Origin of the sequence: Collinsella sp. AF20-14LB, from assembly GCF_003459505.1 — a bacterium.
Classification (GTDB): Bacteria; Actinomycetota; Coriobacteriia; order Coriobacteriales; family Coriobacteriaceae; genus Collinsella.
The window spans coordinates 121,986-138,199 of the sequence record NZ_QRWD01000003.1; the positions used below are offsets into that span (position 1 = coordinate 121,986).

Sequence of the window (16,214 nt, forward strand, 5' to 3'; positions counted from 1 at the left end):
CGGTATAAGAAAAACCGCCCGGACCATGCGAGGTTCGGACGGTCTTACGTTCGATGGTGCCCCATGTTGGATTCGAACCAACGGCCTTCTGCTCCGGAGGCAGACGCTCTAATCCCCTGAGCTAATAGGGCCAACGGTTGGCATTATACCCAAGTGCACCACGGGCTATCAAAATAAAAGAAAAAGCTTTGCAATTCCGGGGAAGACGCGGCGCAACGGCTCACTTTAGAAGGCAAAAGCGAATCAGATAGTATAAACTCTCATGCACCATATACACGGCTCGCGATGCGGGCCGTTTTTGCAAGGGTTATCCATCGAGGTGAGAGGCACACCATGATTGCAATTTTAAAGCAGAGCGCCAGCGACGAGGCCGTCAGCCATATCGTCAGCTGGATTGAGAAAAAGGGTCTGAAGACCGATGTCTCGCGCGGCGAGAACGAGACGATCATCGGCCTGGTGGGCGATACGACCAAGATCGACCCGTTCCTGCTCGAGTCCATGGACGTCGTCGAGCGCGTGCAGCGCGTCTCCGAGCCGTTCAAGCGCGCCAACCGCAAGTTCCACCCCGAGGACTCCGTCATCGACTGCGGCCACGGCGTACATGTAGGCGGCGACCAGTTCCAGGTCATCGCCGGCCCGTGCTCCGTCGAGGGCGAGAACCTCATCCGCATCGCCCGCCGCGTGAAGGCCGCCGGCGCCACGATGTTGCGCGGCGGCGCCTACAAGCCCCGCACCTCCCCGTACGCCTACCAGGGCATGGGTCCCGCCGGCCTGGACCTGCTGTGCGAGGCGTCTGCCGAGCTCGACATGCCGATCGTCACCGAGATCATGGACCCGCGCGACGTGCAGGTCTTCCTGGACAAGAAGATCGACGTCATGCAGATCGGCGCCCGCAACGCCCAGAACTTCCCTCTGCTCAAAGAGGTCGGCAAGACCAAGACTCCGATCTTGCTTAAGCGCGGCATGTCCGGCACGATCGATGAGCTGCTCATGGCCGCCGAATACATCATGAGCGAGGGCAACGATAACGTCATCCTGTGCGAGCGCGGCATCCGCACCTTCGAGACCCGCACCCGCAACACCTTCGACCTCAACGCCGTGCCGGTGCTGCACCACCTGTCGCACCTGCCCGTCGTCGCCGACCCCAGCCACGCCACCGGTTACACCCGCTACGTTGAGCCCATGGCGCTCGCCGCGACCGCCTGCGGTGCCAACGGGCTGGAGATCGAGGTCCACGACGAGCCGAGCCGCGCCTGGTCAGACGGCGCTCAGGCCCTCACCCCCGATCAGTTCGACGACACCATGCGCCGCATCCGAGCCATCCGCGAGGTCGTCTGCCAAGAGACCATGGAGTAGCCCATGGGTACGGTGAGAAACGCGCGCGTTAACCAGGGCGGCCCCAAGTGCGCCGGCATTGTGGGCCTGGGTCTCATCGGCGGCAGCTTTGCCCGCGGCTATGCGCAGGCGGGCGTCCGCGTGCTGGCCTGGGACCCCGATGACGATGTCATGACGGCCGCCAGCATGGGCACTGTCGCCGGAGAGCTCAACGACGAGACGCTCGGCGAATGCGACATCATCGTCCTGGCTTGCTACCCCGAAGCCTGCATCGAGTGGCTCGAGGCGCACGCCCAGGCGCTCGCCGACGCCACCGACACCGAGGCCATCATGGGCCCCGTGGTGATCGACACGGTGGGCGTCAAGGGCATCGTGTGCGAGCGCGCCTTTGAGCTTGCCCGCGAGCACGGCTTTTACTTTGTGGGCGCGCACCCCATGGCGGGTACGCAGTACTCGGGCTATGCGCACTCCCGCGCCGACCTGTTCCAGGGCGCGCCGCTCGTGCTCGTGCCGCCCGCGGTGGACGACGCGCTCAAGCTGGAACTTTTGGGCCAGGTGCGCGAGATGGTACGCCCCTTGGGCTTTGGCAAGTTCAGCGTGACCACCGCAGCCGAGCACGACCGCGTCATCGCCTTCACGAGCCAGCTTGCGCACGTGGTATCCAACGCCTACGTCAAGAGCCCCACTGCCCAGGTCCACCACGGCTTTTCGGCCGGTAGCTACCGCGATCTCACCCGCGTGGCGCACCTCAACCCGCAAATGTGGTCCGAGCTCATGATCGACGACGCCGACGCGCTCGCCTTCGAGATCGACCATCTGATCGAGTCGCTTGGCGCCTACAGCCGTGCACTCAAGGACCGCGACCAGCGCTATCTGGAGAATCTCCTTGCCGAGGGCGACCGCATTAAGCGCGCACTCGACGACGAGGCCTCCCACTAGACCACCTATCACGCCAGGTCGAAAGGACCGAAGCTTATGGCGATTACCATCGATATCGACACCGCACGCCCCTACCAGGTGCATGTGGGCACGTTTTTGCTGGAGCAGGCAGGTCCGCTCGTCCGCACCACCGCCGGCGGCACCCGCGCCGTCATCGTGACGGACACCAACGTGGGCCCGCTCTACCAGATGCCCGTTAAGCAGAGCCTGGAGGCGTCAGGCTACGAGGTGAGCATCTGCACCTTCGAGGCCGGCGAGGCCCATAAGCGCGCCGAGACCTACGTTGCCATTTTGGAGTTTGTGGCCGAGTATGAGCTTTCGCGCTCTGACGTGATCGTGGCGCTCGGCGGTGGCGTTGTGGGCGACGTGGCCGGCTTTGTGGCGGCCACTTACATGCGCGGCTGCAAGTTTGTGCAGATCCCGACGAGCCTGCTCGCCATGGTGGATTCGTCGGTCGGCGGCAAGACGGCCATCGACCTGGCTGCCGGCAAGAACCTGGCCGGTGCCTTTTGGCAGCCGAGTGTTGTTATCGCCGATGTTGGATGCCTTGCCACCCTCACGCCCGAGCAGTTCGCCGACGGCTGCGGCGAGGTCGTCAAGCACGCCGTGATCGCCGACCCGGAGCTTTTCGCCGAGCTGGAGAAGACCCCGCTCACGCTGGAGCTGCTCAACCGCGATGTGGCCCGCGTAGCGCTCATCATCGCCCGCAATATCGACATCAAGCGCGCCGTGGTCGTCGCCGACGAGCGCGAAACCAACCAGCGCAAGCTGCTCAACTTTGGACACAGCGCCGGGCACGCCGTCGAAGCCTGCGAGCACTTTGAGCTGGGACATGGCAACTGCGTGTCGATCGGCATGGGCATCATCACGCGCGCCGCGGCGATGCATGGCATCTGCGATGCTGCACTGCCCGGTCGTATTGAGGAGCTCTGCGCCCGCCATGGCCTCAAGACCCGCTGCGACCTAGATGCCGATGCCGTTTTTTCCGAGGCACTCCACGACAAGAAGCGCGCGGGCGACACCATCGACCTGGTGATTCCGCACGGCATTGGCCGCTGCAGCATCGACCGCACGCCGCTTTCCACTTTCCACGAACTCATTGCCGAGGGCCTCGGCCAGAAGGGAGACGCATCCGCATGCTAGCCCGCATCACCCCGTCCCCGCTCAAGGGCACCGTTCCCGCCATCGCGTCCAAGTCGATGGCGCACCGCCTCATCATCTGCGCCGCGCTTGCCAACGGCGAGACGCACGTCGCCTGCAACACCACCTGCGCCGACATCGAGGCTACGGTGCGTTGCCTTACGGCCCTGGGCGCCCGCATCGAGACCGTCGAGGACGGCTTCCAGGTCCACCCCACCATGAAGAGTGTTGAGTTTGGCCTGCTCAAGGCCCTTGCCGGCGGCACGCTCGACTGCGGTGAAAGTGGCTCCACGCTGCGCTTTATGCTGCCTGTCGCCTGCGCGCTGGGTGCGGATGCCACCTTCGTGGGTCAGGGACGCTTGGGTGCACGCCCACTCTCCCCGCTTTCCGACGAGATCATCGCCGCCGGCTGCGACCTACAGGGTCTGGGCGGTTTTCCGCTCAAGACGAGCGGCCGCATGCGCCCGGGCACCTTTGTGCTTCCGGGCAACGTGAGCTCGCAGTACATCTCGGGCCTGCTGTTGGCAGCTCCGCTGCTGGCCCAGCCCTCCTGCGTGCAGGTAACCGGCCTTATTGAGAGCCGCCCCTACATCAACCTGACGATCCAGGCCATGAAGGCCTTCGGCGTCGAGGTCAACGTCGAGCGTATTCCCGCCAGGGACGGCCAGCCCGAGGTCACGAACTTCCGCGTGAGCAGCGGCTCGTACCGCACGCCCGGCAATGTGGCTGTCGAGGGCGACTGGTCCAACGCCGCCTTTTGGCTGTGCGCCGGCGCCATTGGCTCCGACCCCATCACCGTCGAGGGTGTGTCGCTTAGCTCGGCCCAGGGTGATCGCAACGTGCTTGCCGCGCTCTCGCGCTTCGGCGCCCGCATCGTGCGCTCCACCAACGCCGCCACTGTGCAGTCCGACAAGCTCGCCGGCTTTGAGATGAGCGCCCACGACATCCCCGACCTCGTGCCCGTTATCTCTGCCGTGGCATCGCTGGCGCAAGGCCGCACGTTCATCCGCGATTGCGCCCGCCTGCGCATCAAGGAATCCGACCGTCTGGCCACGACCACCCGCGAGCTCACCGCACTGGGCGCGCAGATACGCATTGCCGGCGACGACCTCATCATCAAGGGAGTCGACGCCTTTACCGGCGGCGAGGTCGATTCGCACAACGACCACCGTATCGCCATGATGGCCACCATCGCCGCGAGCCGCGCCACCGGCGAGGTCGTGATCCACGGCGCCGAGGCCGTCAACAAGTCCTATCCCGATTTCTTCGACCACTACCGTCTGCTGGGCGGCAAGGTCACGCTCGAGGAGGAATAGCATGTCCTCGACCTTTGGCAACGTCTTGCACTTAAGCATCTTCGGCCAGTCGCACTCCCCCGCCATCGGTTGCTCGCTCGATGGCGTCCCGGCGAGCATTGCCGTTGATCAGGAGCAGCTGCAGGCCTTTTTGAACCGTCGCGCCCCCGGCCGCGACGAGACCGCGACCAAGCGCCGCGAGGCCGATGCCGCGCATATCATTGCCGGCGTGGTCGATGGGCACACCACTGGCGCACCTATAGCCGCGATTATCGAGAACACCAACACGCGCTCCAAGGATTACTCTGAGCTGCGCCGCAAGCCCCGTCCGGGACATGCGGACTTCCCTGCGCGCGTGAAGTATCACAACATGCACGACGTCGCCGGCGGTGGGCATTTCTCCGGCCGCCTAACGGCACCCCTGTGCATTGCCGGCGGCATTGCGCTGCAGGCACTCGAGGCCCGCGGCATTAACGTGATGGCGCACGTCGCGCAGATCGGCGGCATCTCCGACCTGCCGATGGACGACATGGTCTATCGCGAGGCCGACCGTAAGGCGATCCTAACGAACGATCTTCCTTGCATTGACGCCGCCGCAGCCGGCCGCATGCGCGAGGAGATCCTAGCCGCGCGCGACGAACTCGACAGCATCGGCGGCATCGTGGAGTGCGGCATTTACGGGCTTCCCGCGGGCATCGGCGACCCCATCTTCGACGGCATCGAGAACCGCATCGCGCAAATCGCGTTTGGCATTCCCGCCGTAAAGGGCGTGGAGTTTGGCATGGGCTTTGCCGTGGCCGCCATGCGCGGCAGCGAGAACAATGATCCGTATCGCATCGATGCCGAGACCGGCGAGATCGAGGTCGAGTCCAACAACGCCGGCGGCATCCTGGGCGGTATTTCGACCGGCGCGCCCGTCATGTGGCGCATGGCCGTAAAGCCGACGCCCTCCATTGGCCGCGAGCAGCAGACGGTGGACATGGACGCTATGGAAAATGCCGAGCTCTCGGTCCACGGCCGCCACGATCCCTGCATCGTCCCCCGAGCTGTCCCCGTAGCCGAGGCAGCCGCCGCCCTTGCCATCTGGGACGCCCTCCTCGAAGACGCCGCCCAGCGCTAACTACCCACCCCTCAACATCCCCCGACACGTGAAAGGGGTCTCCATGGACCTTGCTGACATCCGCCAGGCCATCGATGGCATCGACACCACGCTCCTCAACAGCTTTGTCGAGCGCATGGACATTGCCACCGAGGTCGCCAAGTCAAAAATCGAGATGGGCAAGGCCGTCTTCGACCCCGCCCGTGAGCGCTCCAAGCTCAACAACCTCGCCAGCCGCGCGCCCGAGCGCTACGAGGCGCAGACCATCACCCTGTTCCGTCTCCTCATGAGCATGAGCAAGGCCGAGCAGCAGCGCTACATCAACGAGCTCAAGGGCATCACCGTCTCACAAAAGGCCCACGCCACGGCTGCAGCCTTTGACACGCCTTTCCCCCAGACGGCTAGCGTCGCCTGCCAGGGCGTCGAGGGCGCCTATAGCCAAATTGCCGCGTGCAGGCTCTTCGACGTGCCCGACATTGCGTTCTTCGAGACCTTCGAGGGCGTTATGCGCGCCGTGCGCGACGGCTTCTGCGAGTTTGGCGTGCTGCCCATCGAGAACTCCACCGCCGGCTCAGTCAACGCCGTCTACGACCTGCTCGCCCAGTTCGACTTCCACATCGTGCGCTCGCTTCGCCTCAAAATCGACCACAACTTGCTCGTCAAGCCCGGCGCCAAGCTTGCGGACGTGCACGAGGTCTACAGCCACGGCCAGGCCATTGCCCAATGCGCCGGCTTTATCGAGGCGCACGACCTGCACGCCACCAAGTACCCCAACACGGCCATGTCGGCCGAGATGGTCGCCAGCTCCGAACGCACCGATGTTGCCGCGATCGCATCGCGCAGCTGCGCCGCACTCTACGGCTTGGAGGTACTGGAGCCCAACATCCGGGACTCGGACAACAACTACACGCGCTTTGTCGTCATCAGCCGCGAGCCACGCGTCTACCCCGGCGCCAACCGCACCTCGCTCATGATTACCACGGCCAACGAGCCGGGCGCACTCTATCGCGTACTCGAGCGCTTCTACGCGCTCAATATCAACCTCATCAAGCTCGAGAGCCGCCCCATCCCCGGGCACGACTTTGAGTTTATGTTCTACTTTGACCTGGACTGCCCCTTTGGCAGCAAGGCCCTCGATGACCTGCTCGATTCCATCGACGACGTGTGCGAGAGCTTCACCTTCTTTGGCAGTTACACGGAGGTGCTCTAGATGACCGATGTCGCCGCAACCCGGCCCTACGGCGTGCTGGGCCGCGTGCTGGGCCACAGCTACACCCCGACCATCTACAAGGAGCTCGCGGGGCTCGAGTACGTACGATTTGAGCGCGAGCCCGAGGACCTCCAGGCTTTTATGACGGGTGACGAATGGGAGGGCACCAACGTGACCATCCCCTACAAGCGCGCCGTCATGGAATACCTGGACGAGCTGAGTCCACTCGCCGAGCGTATGGGAAACGTCAACACCATCACGCGCCTGCCCGACGGCCGCCTGCGCGGCGACAACACCGACTACTTCGGCTTTCAGTGCCTAGTCGAGGAGCTGGGCGTTGAGGTCGCCGGCAAGAAGGCCCTCGTGCTCGGTGCCACCGGTGGCGCCGGCACCACTGCCAGCATGGTGCTCGGCGACCTGGGCGCCATCGTCGTGCCGGTCGGCCGCACGAGCGAAGTCAACTACGACAACATCGCGCAGCAGTCCGACGCCGCACTGCTCGTCAACTGCACGCCCGCCGGCATGTTCCCCCACTGTCCCGACGCCCCCTGCACACTCGAGGGGCTCAATGCGCTCGAGGGCGTTATCGACATTGTCTACAACCCCGCTCGCACGGGACTCATGCTCGAGGCCGAGCGCCGCGACATCCCCTGCATCGGCGGTCTGCTCATGCTCGTGGCCCAGGCGGCGCAAGCCGTTGAGCGCTACACCGGCCAGGTCACTCCGCGCGAGCGCATTCTGGACGTAACGGAGCGCCTGTCACGCCGCGAACAGAACATCGCGCTGATCGGCATGCCGGGCTCGGGCAAGACCCGTGTGGGCGAGCAGATTGCCCTGCTCACGGGGCGAGAGCACATCGATCTGGATCGCGCCCTCGAGGAGCGCCTGGGCATGCCCTGCGCCGACTTTATCGTCGAGCGCGGCGAGGCGGCGTTCCGCGAACAGGAGACGGCGGCGCTGGCCGACATCTCCAAGCGCAGCGGCCTGGTGCTTTCCACCGGCGGCGGCGTGGTCACGCGCGACGAGAACTACCCGCTGCTGCACCAGAATAGCCAGATCGTGATGCTCAACCGCAAGCTCGACGAGCTCGCCCACAAGGGCCGCCCCATCACGGCGCGCGATGGCATCGACAAGCTCGCCGAGCAGCGCATGCCGCGCTACCGCTCCTGGGCCGACTACATCATCGACTCACGCGACTGCGCCGCCAAAACCGCGGCCGCCATCGTCGAGACCCTCTAACCTGCCAAAAAGGGACAGGTTTATTTTGGCAGGTTTTATCTGGGCAAACGCCGAAGATCGCAAGACCAGCCACGCCAACCAACTGCAAAGGAAGCAACCATGAAGGCACTCGTCATCAACGGCCCCAACCTCAACATGCTCGGCATTCGCGAGCCGGGCATCTACGGAAGCGATAACTACGACCGTTTGGTCCAGATCTGCCAGGAGGCAGGCGCCACGCAGGGCTTTAACGAGGTCGAGGTCTTCCAATCCAACCACGAGGGCAGCATCGTCGACAAGATCCAGGAGGCCTACGGCAAGGTCGACGGCATCGTCATCAACCCGGCGGCCTACACGCACACGAGCGTGGCGATCCTCGATGCGCTCAAAGCCGTCGCCATCCCTGCCGTCGAGGTCCACATCAGCGCCGTCGAGACCCGCGAGGACTTCCGCCAGGTAAGCTACGCCCGCCTGGCCTGCTTCGCCACCATCACCGGCGAAGGCCTGCAGGGGTATGCCCACGCGTTGGAGCTGCTGAAAGAGCGTCTCGAAAAGTAGCTTCGCGAGCAAATCCATCAACGCCGATTCGCACGCTAATATAGCCAGTGCCGCCAGCAGCAACCTCGCTACTGGCGGCACTTTATTACTAGCATATAATCGTTGCAGTCACACAACGTCTGGAGACGCGCATGTTAAGCATCCATCTGGGGGATTACCCCGGTTCTATCTACGATACCGAAACCTATTTTAGGAACTCATACTTGGACTCATGGTTCGAAGATCCTATGGCCGCACAGATTATTAAAAGCGTGGACGGATCAGAGCTCATCGGCCCCCACAACATCGTAAGCAAGCAGCTGGGCTCAATCACCCCACTCGAACTGTCCGGCGGCGTCAAGACGCTGCTGTTAGTACGCAATCTCCCAAATATGGTGTTCAACGCATCTACCTGCGGAGACAACTGTGCCCGCTGGCTACTCAAGATCGGCAAAGAGCAGGATGTGCTGGTGACCCTTTACCACATCATGAAGTTCCCCTGGAAGAATTTTGAAATCCGCATTGAAAACGATAACCGCATCGTCAGAAACATGCAGGAGTTTGTTGGCGCCACGAATGACTTTTTGGATGTTGATGAGTAATGAAGGGAACGCATACCGTTGTCGTAGAGCGTGCAAAGGTCAAATACACACTCACCTTTAAACGCAACATTTCCTTCATTCGCGGCAACAGCGGCACGGGCAAAACGACGCTTATCTCGATGATTCGCGACTACAACGACCGAGGACAGGAAAGCGGCGTTACACTCAGCTGCGACGTGCCCTGCGAAACGCTTTCCGGCAGACGTTGGAAGCGCGAGCTTTCGATTATCGAGGACTCAATAATCTTTTTAGATGAGGGCAACGAATTTATCTACTCAAAAGACTTCGCAAAAGCCGTTAACGGGTCGTCCAACTATTTTGTTCTGATATCTCGTCGAGATGCCAGCGAGTTCCCCTACAGTGTCGACGAAATCCTAAAGCTGGTAAACACCACGAGTAAAACAATCAATGGTCGAAAGAGCGATAAACGCTTCTACTCGGTAACAAAACCGATATACAGCCACACAGCAAACATGCTTTACCAGGACCTAAATGTTGGATTCGAGATACCCGACGCCGTAGTTGTCGAGGACAGCAAATCTGGCTATCAATTCTACAACGCTCTTTGCAACCGACTCGGGATCCCCTGCTATTCCGCCACCGGCGTTGCGAATCTAAAACGTACGATTCACGAATGTCCCGAGCAAAACATCCTTGCTATTGGAGACGGAGCAGCATTTGGTCCCTACATCGAAAAGGTGCTCGGACAGCGCGTTTACAAGAACGTACGCTTGTTCCTCCCCGAATCATTCGAGTGGACACTCCTGCAATCTGGCCTCATTCCCAGTAACGATATCTTAAAAATCCTCGAGGATCCCTCAAGCTATATCGAAAGCCGCGACTACCTGAGCTGGGAGCGGTTCTTCACCGACGTATTGATCAAGTACTCGGCAGACACTCGCTACGTCTACAGAAAGGCACGGCTCAACGAGCAGTACCTAAAGCCGCAGGCGATGGATGCAGTTGCAAGCGTCTTGCCCGAGTGTCTGAAGGCATAATGGCAGTGGGGAGGACCAACTTGGTCCTCCCCACTTTTAATTACGCCTTCCTGATCACGTATGCCAGGCCGATATCGCAGGCGCAACGCACGATTGATGCAAAGAGCCACGATGTTGGCAGCGTCATAAGCAGCGGCATCGTCTGCCAAGGAATAAACCAATCGACCGCGTGGATTGCAAAGATGGCAAGACTGGCCTGTCCGCAGAACACGAGGGCTTGTTCAAAGGACCCCAAAACCGGCACGTCTTTCAACTTCTCCAACGCCATCGAAACCCAACAGACGCAGTAGCTACCCGCAACAGCGGCAACTGTCGCAACCACAAACCCATCCACGCGGCGGCTCGAAAGCTCAAGCCCACTCAGCGCGGCAAGGACAAGCCAAGCGACACCGGCTCCAATAAACAGCAGGGGCTTGCTCACGCTCGGCTCCAGCCCCTTTTGGCGCGCCGTATAGCCAACCCACATCAGCAGCAAGATATAGCAGCTCAGATCCATATCGAGCGGCAGGTAAACACCCATTAATCGAGACACGCTCAATCCGCAAAAGGCAATCGCGGCACAGACAACGCCCTGCCAAACAACCCCGATCCCGCGGCGATCAAACAGCCGCACGAGCGCATTAAACAACAGGCGCGACGTAAACAGCGCCGCCAAAAACCATGCCATGCCAACGGCGGCAACGCCAAGCCGAGGCACATCAACGCCTGAGGCAAACACAAGCGTCTTAAGCCCCGCAACCAGCGTACCGCTCGTCAAAGAAACACCGCTCATCAAGAACGTCGGCACCTGCCACGCCAGTGCAAGAACCACATACGGCACCAGCAGGCGCGACACCGAACCACTCAGCAGCTCGCGCCACGGCTTCGGCCTAAACGTATACCCGGCAAGAATAAAGAACACCGGCATGTGAAACGAGAAGATCGCGTGCCGCAAGGGAGAAGGATTTGGGACGGTGTGCCCCACAATGACCAGAATCATTGCAATCCCCTTTGCAATATCTATCCAGTCGAGCCTTTTACTTCCCATGGCGAACCCTTCAAAACCGCAGCACGCAAGATGAAAAAAGCCCAGACCACCAAGCGGTCCGGGCTTAATAAATGATGGTGCTCCATGGCGGATTCGAACCGTCGACCTTGGGATTAGAAGTCCCCTGCTCTATCCAACTGAGCTAATGGAGCAAATAACCGCACGCCCAAGCAAGCGCAAACCTGTCAGGCGCAAGTAATTATAACCTAGTTGAACTGCTCGCGGTACGCCTTGCAGACCTCATCGACCGGGCCGTCCATGCGAAGGTCACCCTTCTCAATCCAAACGGCACGCTGGCAGATGCGTTCAACCTGCTCCATGGAGTGCGAAACGAACAGAACCGTCACGTCGCCGCTCTGGATAAAGTGCTGGATGCGGGCCTCGCACTTCTGCTGGAAGAACACATCACCGACGGACAGCGTCTCGTCAACGATCAGAATATCGGGCTCGGTAATCGTCGCGATTGCAAAGGCAATACGCGCAACCATGCCCGAGGAGAAGTTCTTAAGCGGCATGTCGACAAAGTTCTGAAGCTCAGCGAACTCGATAATGCCGTCAAAGTTGGCGTCGATGAACTCCTTGGTATAGCCGAGCAGGGCGCCGTTCAGATAGATGTTCTCGCGGGCGGTCAGCTCGGGATCAAAGCCGGCACCAAGCTCAATCAGCGGCGCGATGTTACCGTGCACCTTAACGCTGCCCTCGCTTGGCTCAAGCACGCCAGCGATAATCTTGAGCATCGTAGACTTGCCGGAGCCATTGGTGCCAACCAGACCCACGACCTCGCCACGATGAATATCAAACGAAATATGCTTAAGCGCCCTAAACTCCTCAAAGAACAACTCGTGCTTGGCGAGCTTGATGAAGTACTCCTTGAGGTTGGTCAGCGACTCAGACGCCATGTTAAAGATCATGGTGACGTCGTCGACCTCGACAGCCAGAGGCTGCTCGCTGTAATCAACAACAGATTCAGTCATCACAGCACTCCTTAGATGTAGAGGATAAATTTGCGCTCGGACTTATGGAACACGGTGTAGCCAATAATAAGCGCAAGAACCGCCCAGGCAACGCACATACCAAACGTCATGAGCGAGGGCGTAGTCTGAAACAGAAAGATATCGCGCATAAACTGCAGGTAGTTGAACATGGGGTTCGCATACATCAAGATACGCACGAGATGCGGCATTTGCGCAATATAGTCAGTCGTCCAGAAGATGGGCGTAATGTAAGTCCACGCCGTAATGACGACGCTCCATAGATGCATAACGTCGCGGAAAAAGACCGTAAGAGCAGAGAGCATCATGCCCAGGCCCATGCAGAAGCACATAAGCAGCAGCAGGCAAACCGGCAGCAGAATGAGGTGCCAAGAAGGCATAACGCGGAACCACAGCATGACGATGGCGACGGCGACCAGCGAGAAGGCAAAGTTGACCAGCGAGAAGAGCACCTTTTGCACCGGGAAGACCCAGCGGTGCACCTTAACCTTCTTGAGCAGAGGGGCAGCGCCCACGATAGACGTCAGGGCCTGGTTCGTAGACTCGGACATGACGGCAAAGGTAATGTTACCCACGATCAAGTACAGCGGGTACATCTCGGGCGTCATTGAGCCATTGCGGCCTTGGCCAAAAATCGTCGAGAACACGATGGCCATGACGATCATCATCAGCAACGGATTGAGCACCGACCATGCGACACCCAGAACGCTACGGCGATACTTGATCTTAAAATCCTTGGTAACCAGCTGACGAAGGATAAACGCATCCTTCTCAAATTCGTTCTTAGCAAACGTCGCAGGCAGACTGCGAGTTTCTTGTTGCTTTGTCTGATCCGACACGGATGCAACTCCTTTACTCGTAATCGTTGACAAGCGAACAGTATAAACCCGCCCTCAACGCCATAAGGCGGCGTTGCGAAACTGGAAAACTATCCCACAACATCATTTTCGGAACGTCTTTCACCAGACAGCATGCCGCGAGCGACAACCACAAGCACGGCAGGAAGACCAAATTGAGCAGCCACGATATAACGAGGCCAATACCAAATAGGACTCGCAATAAAGAGCGTTCCGTACAACAGCAAAAAAGGCAAAAGCGGCAATGCGAAACGCGAACGCCCACGCGATACCAAAAGAACTGCCGAAAACATAAGCAACCAAAAGACAACGGCGCCAGAAATAGACCAAGCGCTCAATCCAATCGCCACATCGACACCATCGCCGAGGGGTGCAAGCAAGTTGCGAAATGTTACTCCCGTAGAAGCCTTTGCGTCGGCCACAAGGTTATACGGAACGCCCATGAGAAAGTTTTCAGGCAGACCGTCAGCGCCCTTTACATTTGGGGCCCAAAAACCAAACGTCTGCAGTTCCCAAGCCTCAAAGTATATCGAAGGGCTACGCGAAAGCATCGAGGCCCAATGGGTCCAAAATTCATCCTTTAAACGCTCCGCATTAAAGTCTTCATTCCATTTAAGCGGATCGATACAGCTGGGAAGATACACCTCTTTGTAACGATCAAGCGGAAGCAGCTCGTTCATATAAGAACGGTCGGACTCGGACATATCGCCATCGAGCGCGGCAACGCGAGCCATCTGAGCAAGCGGAATACCCACTGACTCAACATCCTCCGATGGAACAACGCCCATAGCCGAGTACACGGGCCCCGTAATAACCAAGCATGTGACAAGCGCAAATCCAAGAGATACGGCCAAACGAGAGGCAGACTTCATCGGGGCAACGCAGCCGAGCCGGTCCAAAGCAACAACTATCGCAAGTACCACGAATAGCGCGACGCAAATATACAAACCGTTATTCCGTAGAAGCATAACGCCCAACGCCAGGGCACCAAAAACGAGCAAACGCAACGCGCTCGACCGGGAATCCTTTCCCGTGACGGCATCGGCAAGCATGGTCACCATCAAGACAAGACAGCAGGAAAACAACGGGTCTTTCCAAAGCGCCACAGAATATAGAGCGCAATACCGTGACAAGCCAAAATAGACTACGAGCAGCCAAGACCAGCGAGAGGAGACCCCCAAACGAGAAGTCACCCAAATTGAAAGATAGCCAAACGTGCTGGCAACACAGGCCATCTGAAGCACCGTTAGCAAGGCAACGCCCACCGAAGGGCTCATCCCCATGAGGCCTGCAATTTTGATACAAGCAGCCATCATCATGGTGAATGCAACCGGATGATGGTTGCTCAAAGGGTTCCACCCCATAATCTGAGCAAACGACGAGAAGGTATCCCCAAAAAACAGGCCTGGAAAATACCTCAGGAAGAACGGCAGATATAAAAGAAATATCACTAGAGCACGGACCGCAACAGATAGGAATCGAATGGACGAGTCACCATCATTCGCCCGTGGCGAGTCTTCGCAGAAAACACAGCAGCGGCAACTACAAGACAGCTGAACAAGCACCGACAAGACCCAAAAGACCAGCGCCGACATCACCCAAAAAGCAACAAAATCAATCGCGGAATACGGCTCAATATAGTTCTCGTAAATCCCGCCGGCAATCACCGGTTCTGTCACGCGAATATGCGCTCCCAGCACAAGAACAAACGAAAATACAAGGGAAATCACTAAGCAGCAAGCTCTACCAACAACAGACGGAAATGCAAAATCCCTGCACGCAAACTTATTGAAATTAACCAATGATGCGATTATCGCAACACATGCCAAGACAGATGGAAACAGGTCGAAGGAACCACTACAATACGTCACCGTAGTGATGCTTGCTGCAAACAGCAAAACAGCACGTGTCACATCTAATAACCTGAACTCTCGAATCAATGCGCCCATCCTAACCACGAAACAAACGATTCGATTGTACGCGACCAAAGGAACCTTCATGGCCGAGCAAACGATTGCCGTTATTATCCCCTGTTACAACGAGGCAGTCACCATCGGAAAAGTCATCGACGACTTTCACCGCGAGCTTCCGCAAGCGACGGTCTATGTCTATGACAACAACTCGTCGGACGATACCTCACGCATCGCTACCGAGCACGGCGCCACGGTCCGCTTTGAGCCCCGCCAGGGAAAGGGCAACGTGTGCCGCCAGATGTTTCGCGACATCGACGCCGATTGCTACCTGATGGTCGACGGCGACGACACCTATCCCGCCGAGGCGGCCAAAGCCCTCTGCGAGCCCATCCTTAACGGCGCGGCCGACATGACCGTAGGCGACCGCCTTTCCAACGGCACCTACGCCGAGGAAAACAAGCGTGCTTTCCACGGCTTTGGCAACAACCTAGTTCGCGCCATGATCAAGTGGATCTATGGCTACAGCTTCGATGACGTCATGACCGGCTACCGCGCCATGAGCCGCCCGTTCGTTAAAACCTTCCCTGTGCTTTCCGAGGGTTTCCAGATTGAAACCGAGCTCTCGATCCACGCCGTCGACCACCGCTGGCGCATCAAAGATGTGCCCATCGAGTACCGCGACCGTCCGGAAGGCTCCGAGTCCAAGCTCAATACCGTGAGCGACGGCATTAAAGTCGTTGCGATGATCGGCACGCTGTTCAAGGACTACCGTCCGCTCAAATTCTTCAGCCTGGTCGCGCTTCTGTTTGCGATTATCGGCCTCGCCCTGGGCATCCCCATCGTCGTCGAATATTTCCAGACCGGTCTCGTCCCCCGCTTCCCCACCGCAATGCTCGCCGCATCTTTCATGTTCCTTTGTGGCCTGAGTCTCGCGACGGGGCTTATCCTTGATTCCGTTGCAAAGGTTGAGCGTAAACAGTGGGAGGTCAACGTGTATAACACATATGGCTGCAGCATTCCCTCCAGCGCAAATAAAAACGAGAGGTAAGTCA

15 protein-coding genes and 2 tRNA genes are annotated in these 16,214 nt (G+C 59.2%); 11 read left to right on the top strand and 6 right to left on the bottom strand.

Annotation, left to right across the window (positions count from 1 at the left end; translation table 11 throughout):
* Positions 1–54: 54 nt before the first annotated feature.
* A tRNA-Arg gene (locus DWX63_RS02560) sits at positions 55–131 on the bottom strand.
* A 202-nt stretch (positions 132–333) separates the two neighbouring features.
* Here DWX63_RS02560 and aroF point away from each other — a divergent pair.
* The 10 genes from aroF to DWX63_RS02610 all read left to right on the top strand — a co-directional run bounded on the left by aroF (position 334) and on the right by DWX63_RS02610 (position 10,373).
* Positions 334–1,356, top strand: a complete 1,023-nt coding sequence (aroF, locus tag DWX63_RS02565) for a 3-deoxy-7-phosphoheptulonate synthase (protein ID WP_117820547.1) — start codon at positions 334–336, stop codon at positions 1,354–1,356.
* A 3-nt stretch (positions 1,357–1,359) separates the two neighbouring features.
* Positions 1,360–2,274, top strand: coding sequence for a prephenate dehydrogenase/arogenate dehydrogenase family protein (locus DWX63_RS02570; RefSeq protein ID WP_117842716.1), 915 nt, complete (start codon positions 1,360–1,362; stop codon positions 2,272–2,274).
* Between the two features lie 36 nt (positions 2,275–2,310).
* Positions 2,311–3,417, top strand: a complete 1,107-nt coding sequence (gene aroB, locus DWX63_RS02575; RefSeq protein WP_117842717.1) for a 3-dehydroquinate synthase — start codon at positions 2,311–2,313, stop codon at positions 3,415–3,417.
* Complete coding sequence (aroA, locus tag DWX63_RS02580) at positions 3,411–4,730, top strand: 3-phosphoshikimate 1-carboxyvinyltransferase (protein WP_117842718.1); 1,320 nt, start codon at positions 3,411–3,413, stop codon at positions 4,728–4,730. Before aroB ends, aroA begins: the two co-directional genes overlap by 7 nt.
* A gap of 1 nt (position 4,731) precedes the next feature.
* Entirely contained in the window at positions 4,732–5,829 is a 1,098-nt protein-coding gene (gene aroC, locus DWX63_RS02585) for a chorismate synthase (protein WP_117842719.1), read from the top strand.
* A gap of 43 nt (positions 5,830–5,872) precedes the next feature.
* Positions 5,873–7,018 carry a bifunctional chorismate mutase/prephenate dehydratase gene (locus tag DWX63_RS02590; RefSeq protein WP_117842720.1) on the top strand — a complete coding sequence of 382 codons (1,146 nt, stop codon included), beginning with the start codon at positions 5,873–5,875 and terminating at the stop codon, positions 7,016–7,018.
* Positions 7,019–8,257, top strand: coding sequence for a shikimate kinase (locus tag DWX63_RS02595; protein WP_117842721.1), 1,239 nt, complete (start codon positions 7,019–7,021; stop codon positions 8,255–8,257).
* 99 nt (positions 8,258–8,356) lie between these two features.
* Complete coding sequence (gene aroQ / locus DWX63_RS02600; protein ID WP_117842722.1) at positions 8,357–8,794, top strand: type II 3-dehydroquinate dehydratase; 438 nt, start codon at positions 8,357–8,359, stop codon at positions 8,792–8,794.
* Positions 8,795–8,925: 131 nt separating this feature from the next.
* Positions 8,926–9,375: a DUF4869 domain-containing protein gene (locus DWX63_RS02605; RefSeq protein ID WP_117646372.1), complete on the top strand. Its 450-nt coding sequence runs from the start codon at positions 8,926–8,928 to the stop codon at positions 9,373–9,375.
* Entirely contained in the window at positions 9,375–10,373 is a 999-nt protein-coding gene (locus tag DWX63_RS02610) for a translation initiation factor 2 (protein ID WP_117842723.1), read from the top strand. The genes DWX63_RS02605 and DWX63_RS02610 overlap by 1 nt, the downstream gene beginning before the upstream one ends.
* A 40-nt stretch (positions 10,374–10,413) precedes the next feature.
* On the opposite strand, the gene DWX63_RS02615 is transcribed toward DWX63_RS02610, so the two are convergent.
* From DWX63_RS02615 to DWX63_RS02635, 5 genes are all read right to left on the bottom strand, one after another.
* Positions 10,414–11,400 (bottom strand): acyltransferase family protein, encoded by a 987-nt coding sequence (locus tag DWX63_RS02615; protein ID WP_117842724.1) that lies wholly within the window; start codon positions 11,398–11,400, stop codon positions 10,414–10,416.
* 75 nt (positions 11,401–11,475) lie between these two features.
* Positions 11,476–11,552: transfer RNA gene (locus DWX63_RS02620), tRNA-Arg, on the bottom strand.
* A 54-nt stretch (positions 11,553–11,606) separates the two neighbouring features.
* Positions 11,607–12,374 carry an ABC transporter ATP-binding protein gene (locus DWX63_RS02625; protein ID WP_006236046.1) on the bottom strand — a complete coding sequence of 256 codons (768 nt, stop codon included), beginning with the start codon at positions 12,372–12,374 and terminating at the stop codon, positions 11,607–11,609.
* 11 nt (positions 12,375–12,385) lie between these two features.
* Positions 12,386–13,231, bottom strand: coding sequence for an ABC transporter permease (locus tag DWX63_RS02630; protein ID WP_022094778.1), 846 nt, complete (start codon positions 13,229–13,231; stop codon positions 12,386–12,388).
* Between the two features lie 89 nt (positions 13,232–13,320).
* Complete coding sequence (locus DWX63_RS02635) at positions 13,321–15,249, bottom strand: DUF6020 family protein (RefSeq protein WP_158559595.1); 1,929 nt, start codon at positions 15,247–15,249, stop codon at positions 13,321–13,323.
* Between DWX63_RS02635 and DWX63_RS02640 the strand changes: the two genes are divergently transcribed.
* Positions 15,248–16,210: a glycosyltransferase family 2 protein gene (locus DWX63_RS02640; protein ID WP_117842726.1), complete on the top strand. Its 963-nt coding sequence runs from the start codon at positions 15,248–15,250 to the stop codon at positions 16,208–16,210. The genes DWX63_RS02635 and DWX63_RS02640 overlap by 2 nt on opposite strands.
* Positions 16,211–16,214 lie beyond the last annotated feature (4 nt).

Excerpts from the sequence above, each read along its gene's own strand:
- aroF (WP_117820547.1), top strand. The coding sequence starts at position 334 with ATGATTGCAATTTTAAAGCAGAGCGCCAGCGACGAGGCCGTCAGCCAT.
- DWX63_RS02570 (WP_117842716.1), top strand. The coding sequence starts at position 1,360 with ATGGGTACGGTGAGAAACGCGCGCGTTAACCAGGGCGGCCCCAAGTGC.
- aroB (WP_117842717.1), top strand. The coding sequence starts at position 2,311 with ATGGCGATTACCATCGATATCGACACCGCACGCCCCTACCAGGTGCAT.
- aroA (WP_117842718.1), top strand. The coding sequence starts at position 3,411 with ATGCTAGCCCGCATCACCCCGTCCCCGCTCAAGGGCACCGTTCCCGCC.
- aroC (WP_117842719.1), top strand. The coding sequence starts at position 4,732 with ATGTCCTCGACCTTTGGCAACGTCTTGCACTTAAGCATCTTCGGCCAG.
- DWX63_RS02590 (WP_117842720.1), top strand. The coding sequence starts at position 5,873 with ATGGACCTTGCTGACATCCGCCAGGCCATCGATGGCATCGACACCACG.
- DWX63_RS02595 (WP_117842721.1), top strand. The coding sequence starts at position 7,019 with ATGACCGATGTCGCCGCAACCCGGCCCTACGGCGTGCTGGGCCGCGTG.
- aroQ (WP_117842722.1), top strand. The coding sequence starts at position 8,357 with ATGAAGGCACTCGTCATCAACGGCCCCAACCTCAACATGCTCGGCATT.
- DWX63_RS02605 (WP_117646372.1), top strand. The coding sequence starts at position 8,926 with ATGTTAAGCATCCATCTGGGGGATTACCCCGGTTCTATCTACGATACC.
- DWX63_RS02610 (WP_117842723.1), top strand. The coding sequence starts at position 9,375 with ATGAAGGGAACGCATACCGTTGTCGTAGAGCGTGCAAAGGTCAAATAC.
- DWX63_RS02615 (WP_117842724.1), bottom strand. The coding sequence starts at position 11,400 with ATGGGAAGTAAAAGGCTCGACTGGATAGATATTGCAAAGGGGATTGCA.
- DWX63_RS02625 (WP_006236046.1), bottom strand. The coding sequence starts at position 12,374 with ATGACTGAATCTGTTGTTGATTACAGCGAGCAGCCTCTGGCTGTCGAG.
- DWX63_RS02640 (WP_117842726.1), top strand. The coding sequence starts at position 15,248 with ATGGCCGAGCAAACGATTGCCGTTATTATCCCCTGTTACAACGAGGCA.
- DWX63_RS02635 (WP_158559595.1), bottom strand. The coding sequence starts at position 15,249 with ATGAAGGTTCCTTTGGTCGCGTACAATCGAATCGTTTGTTTCGTGGTT.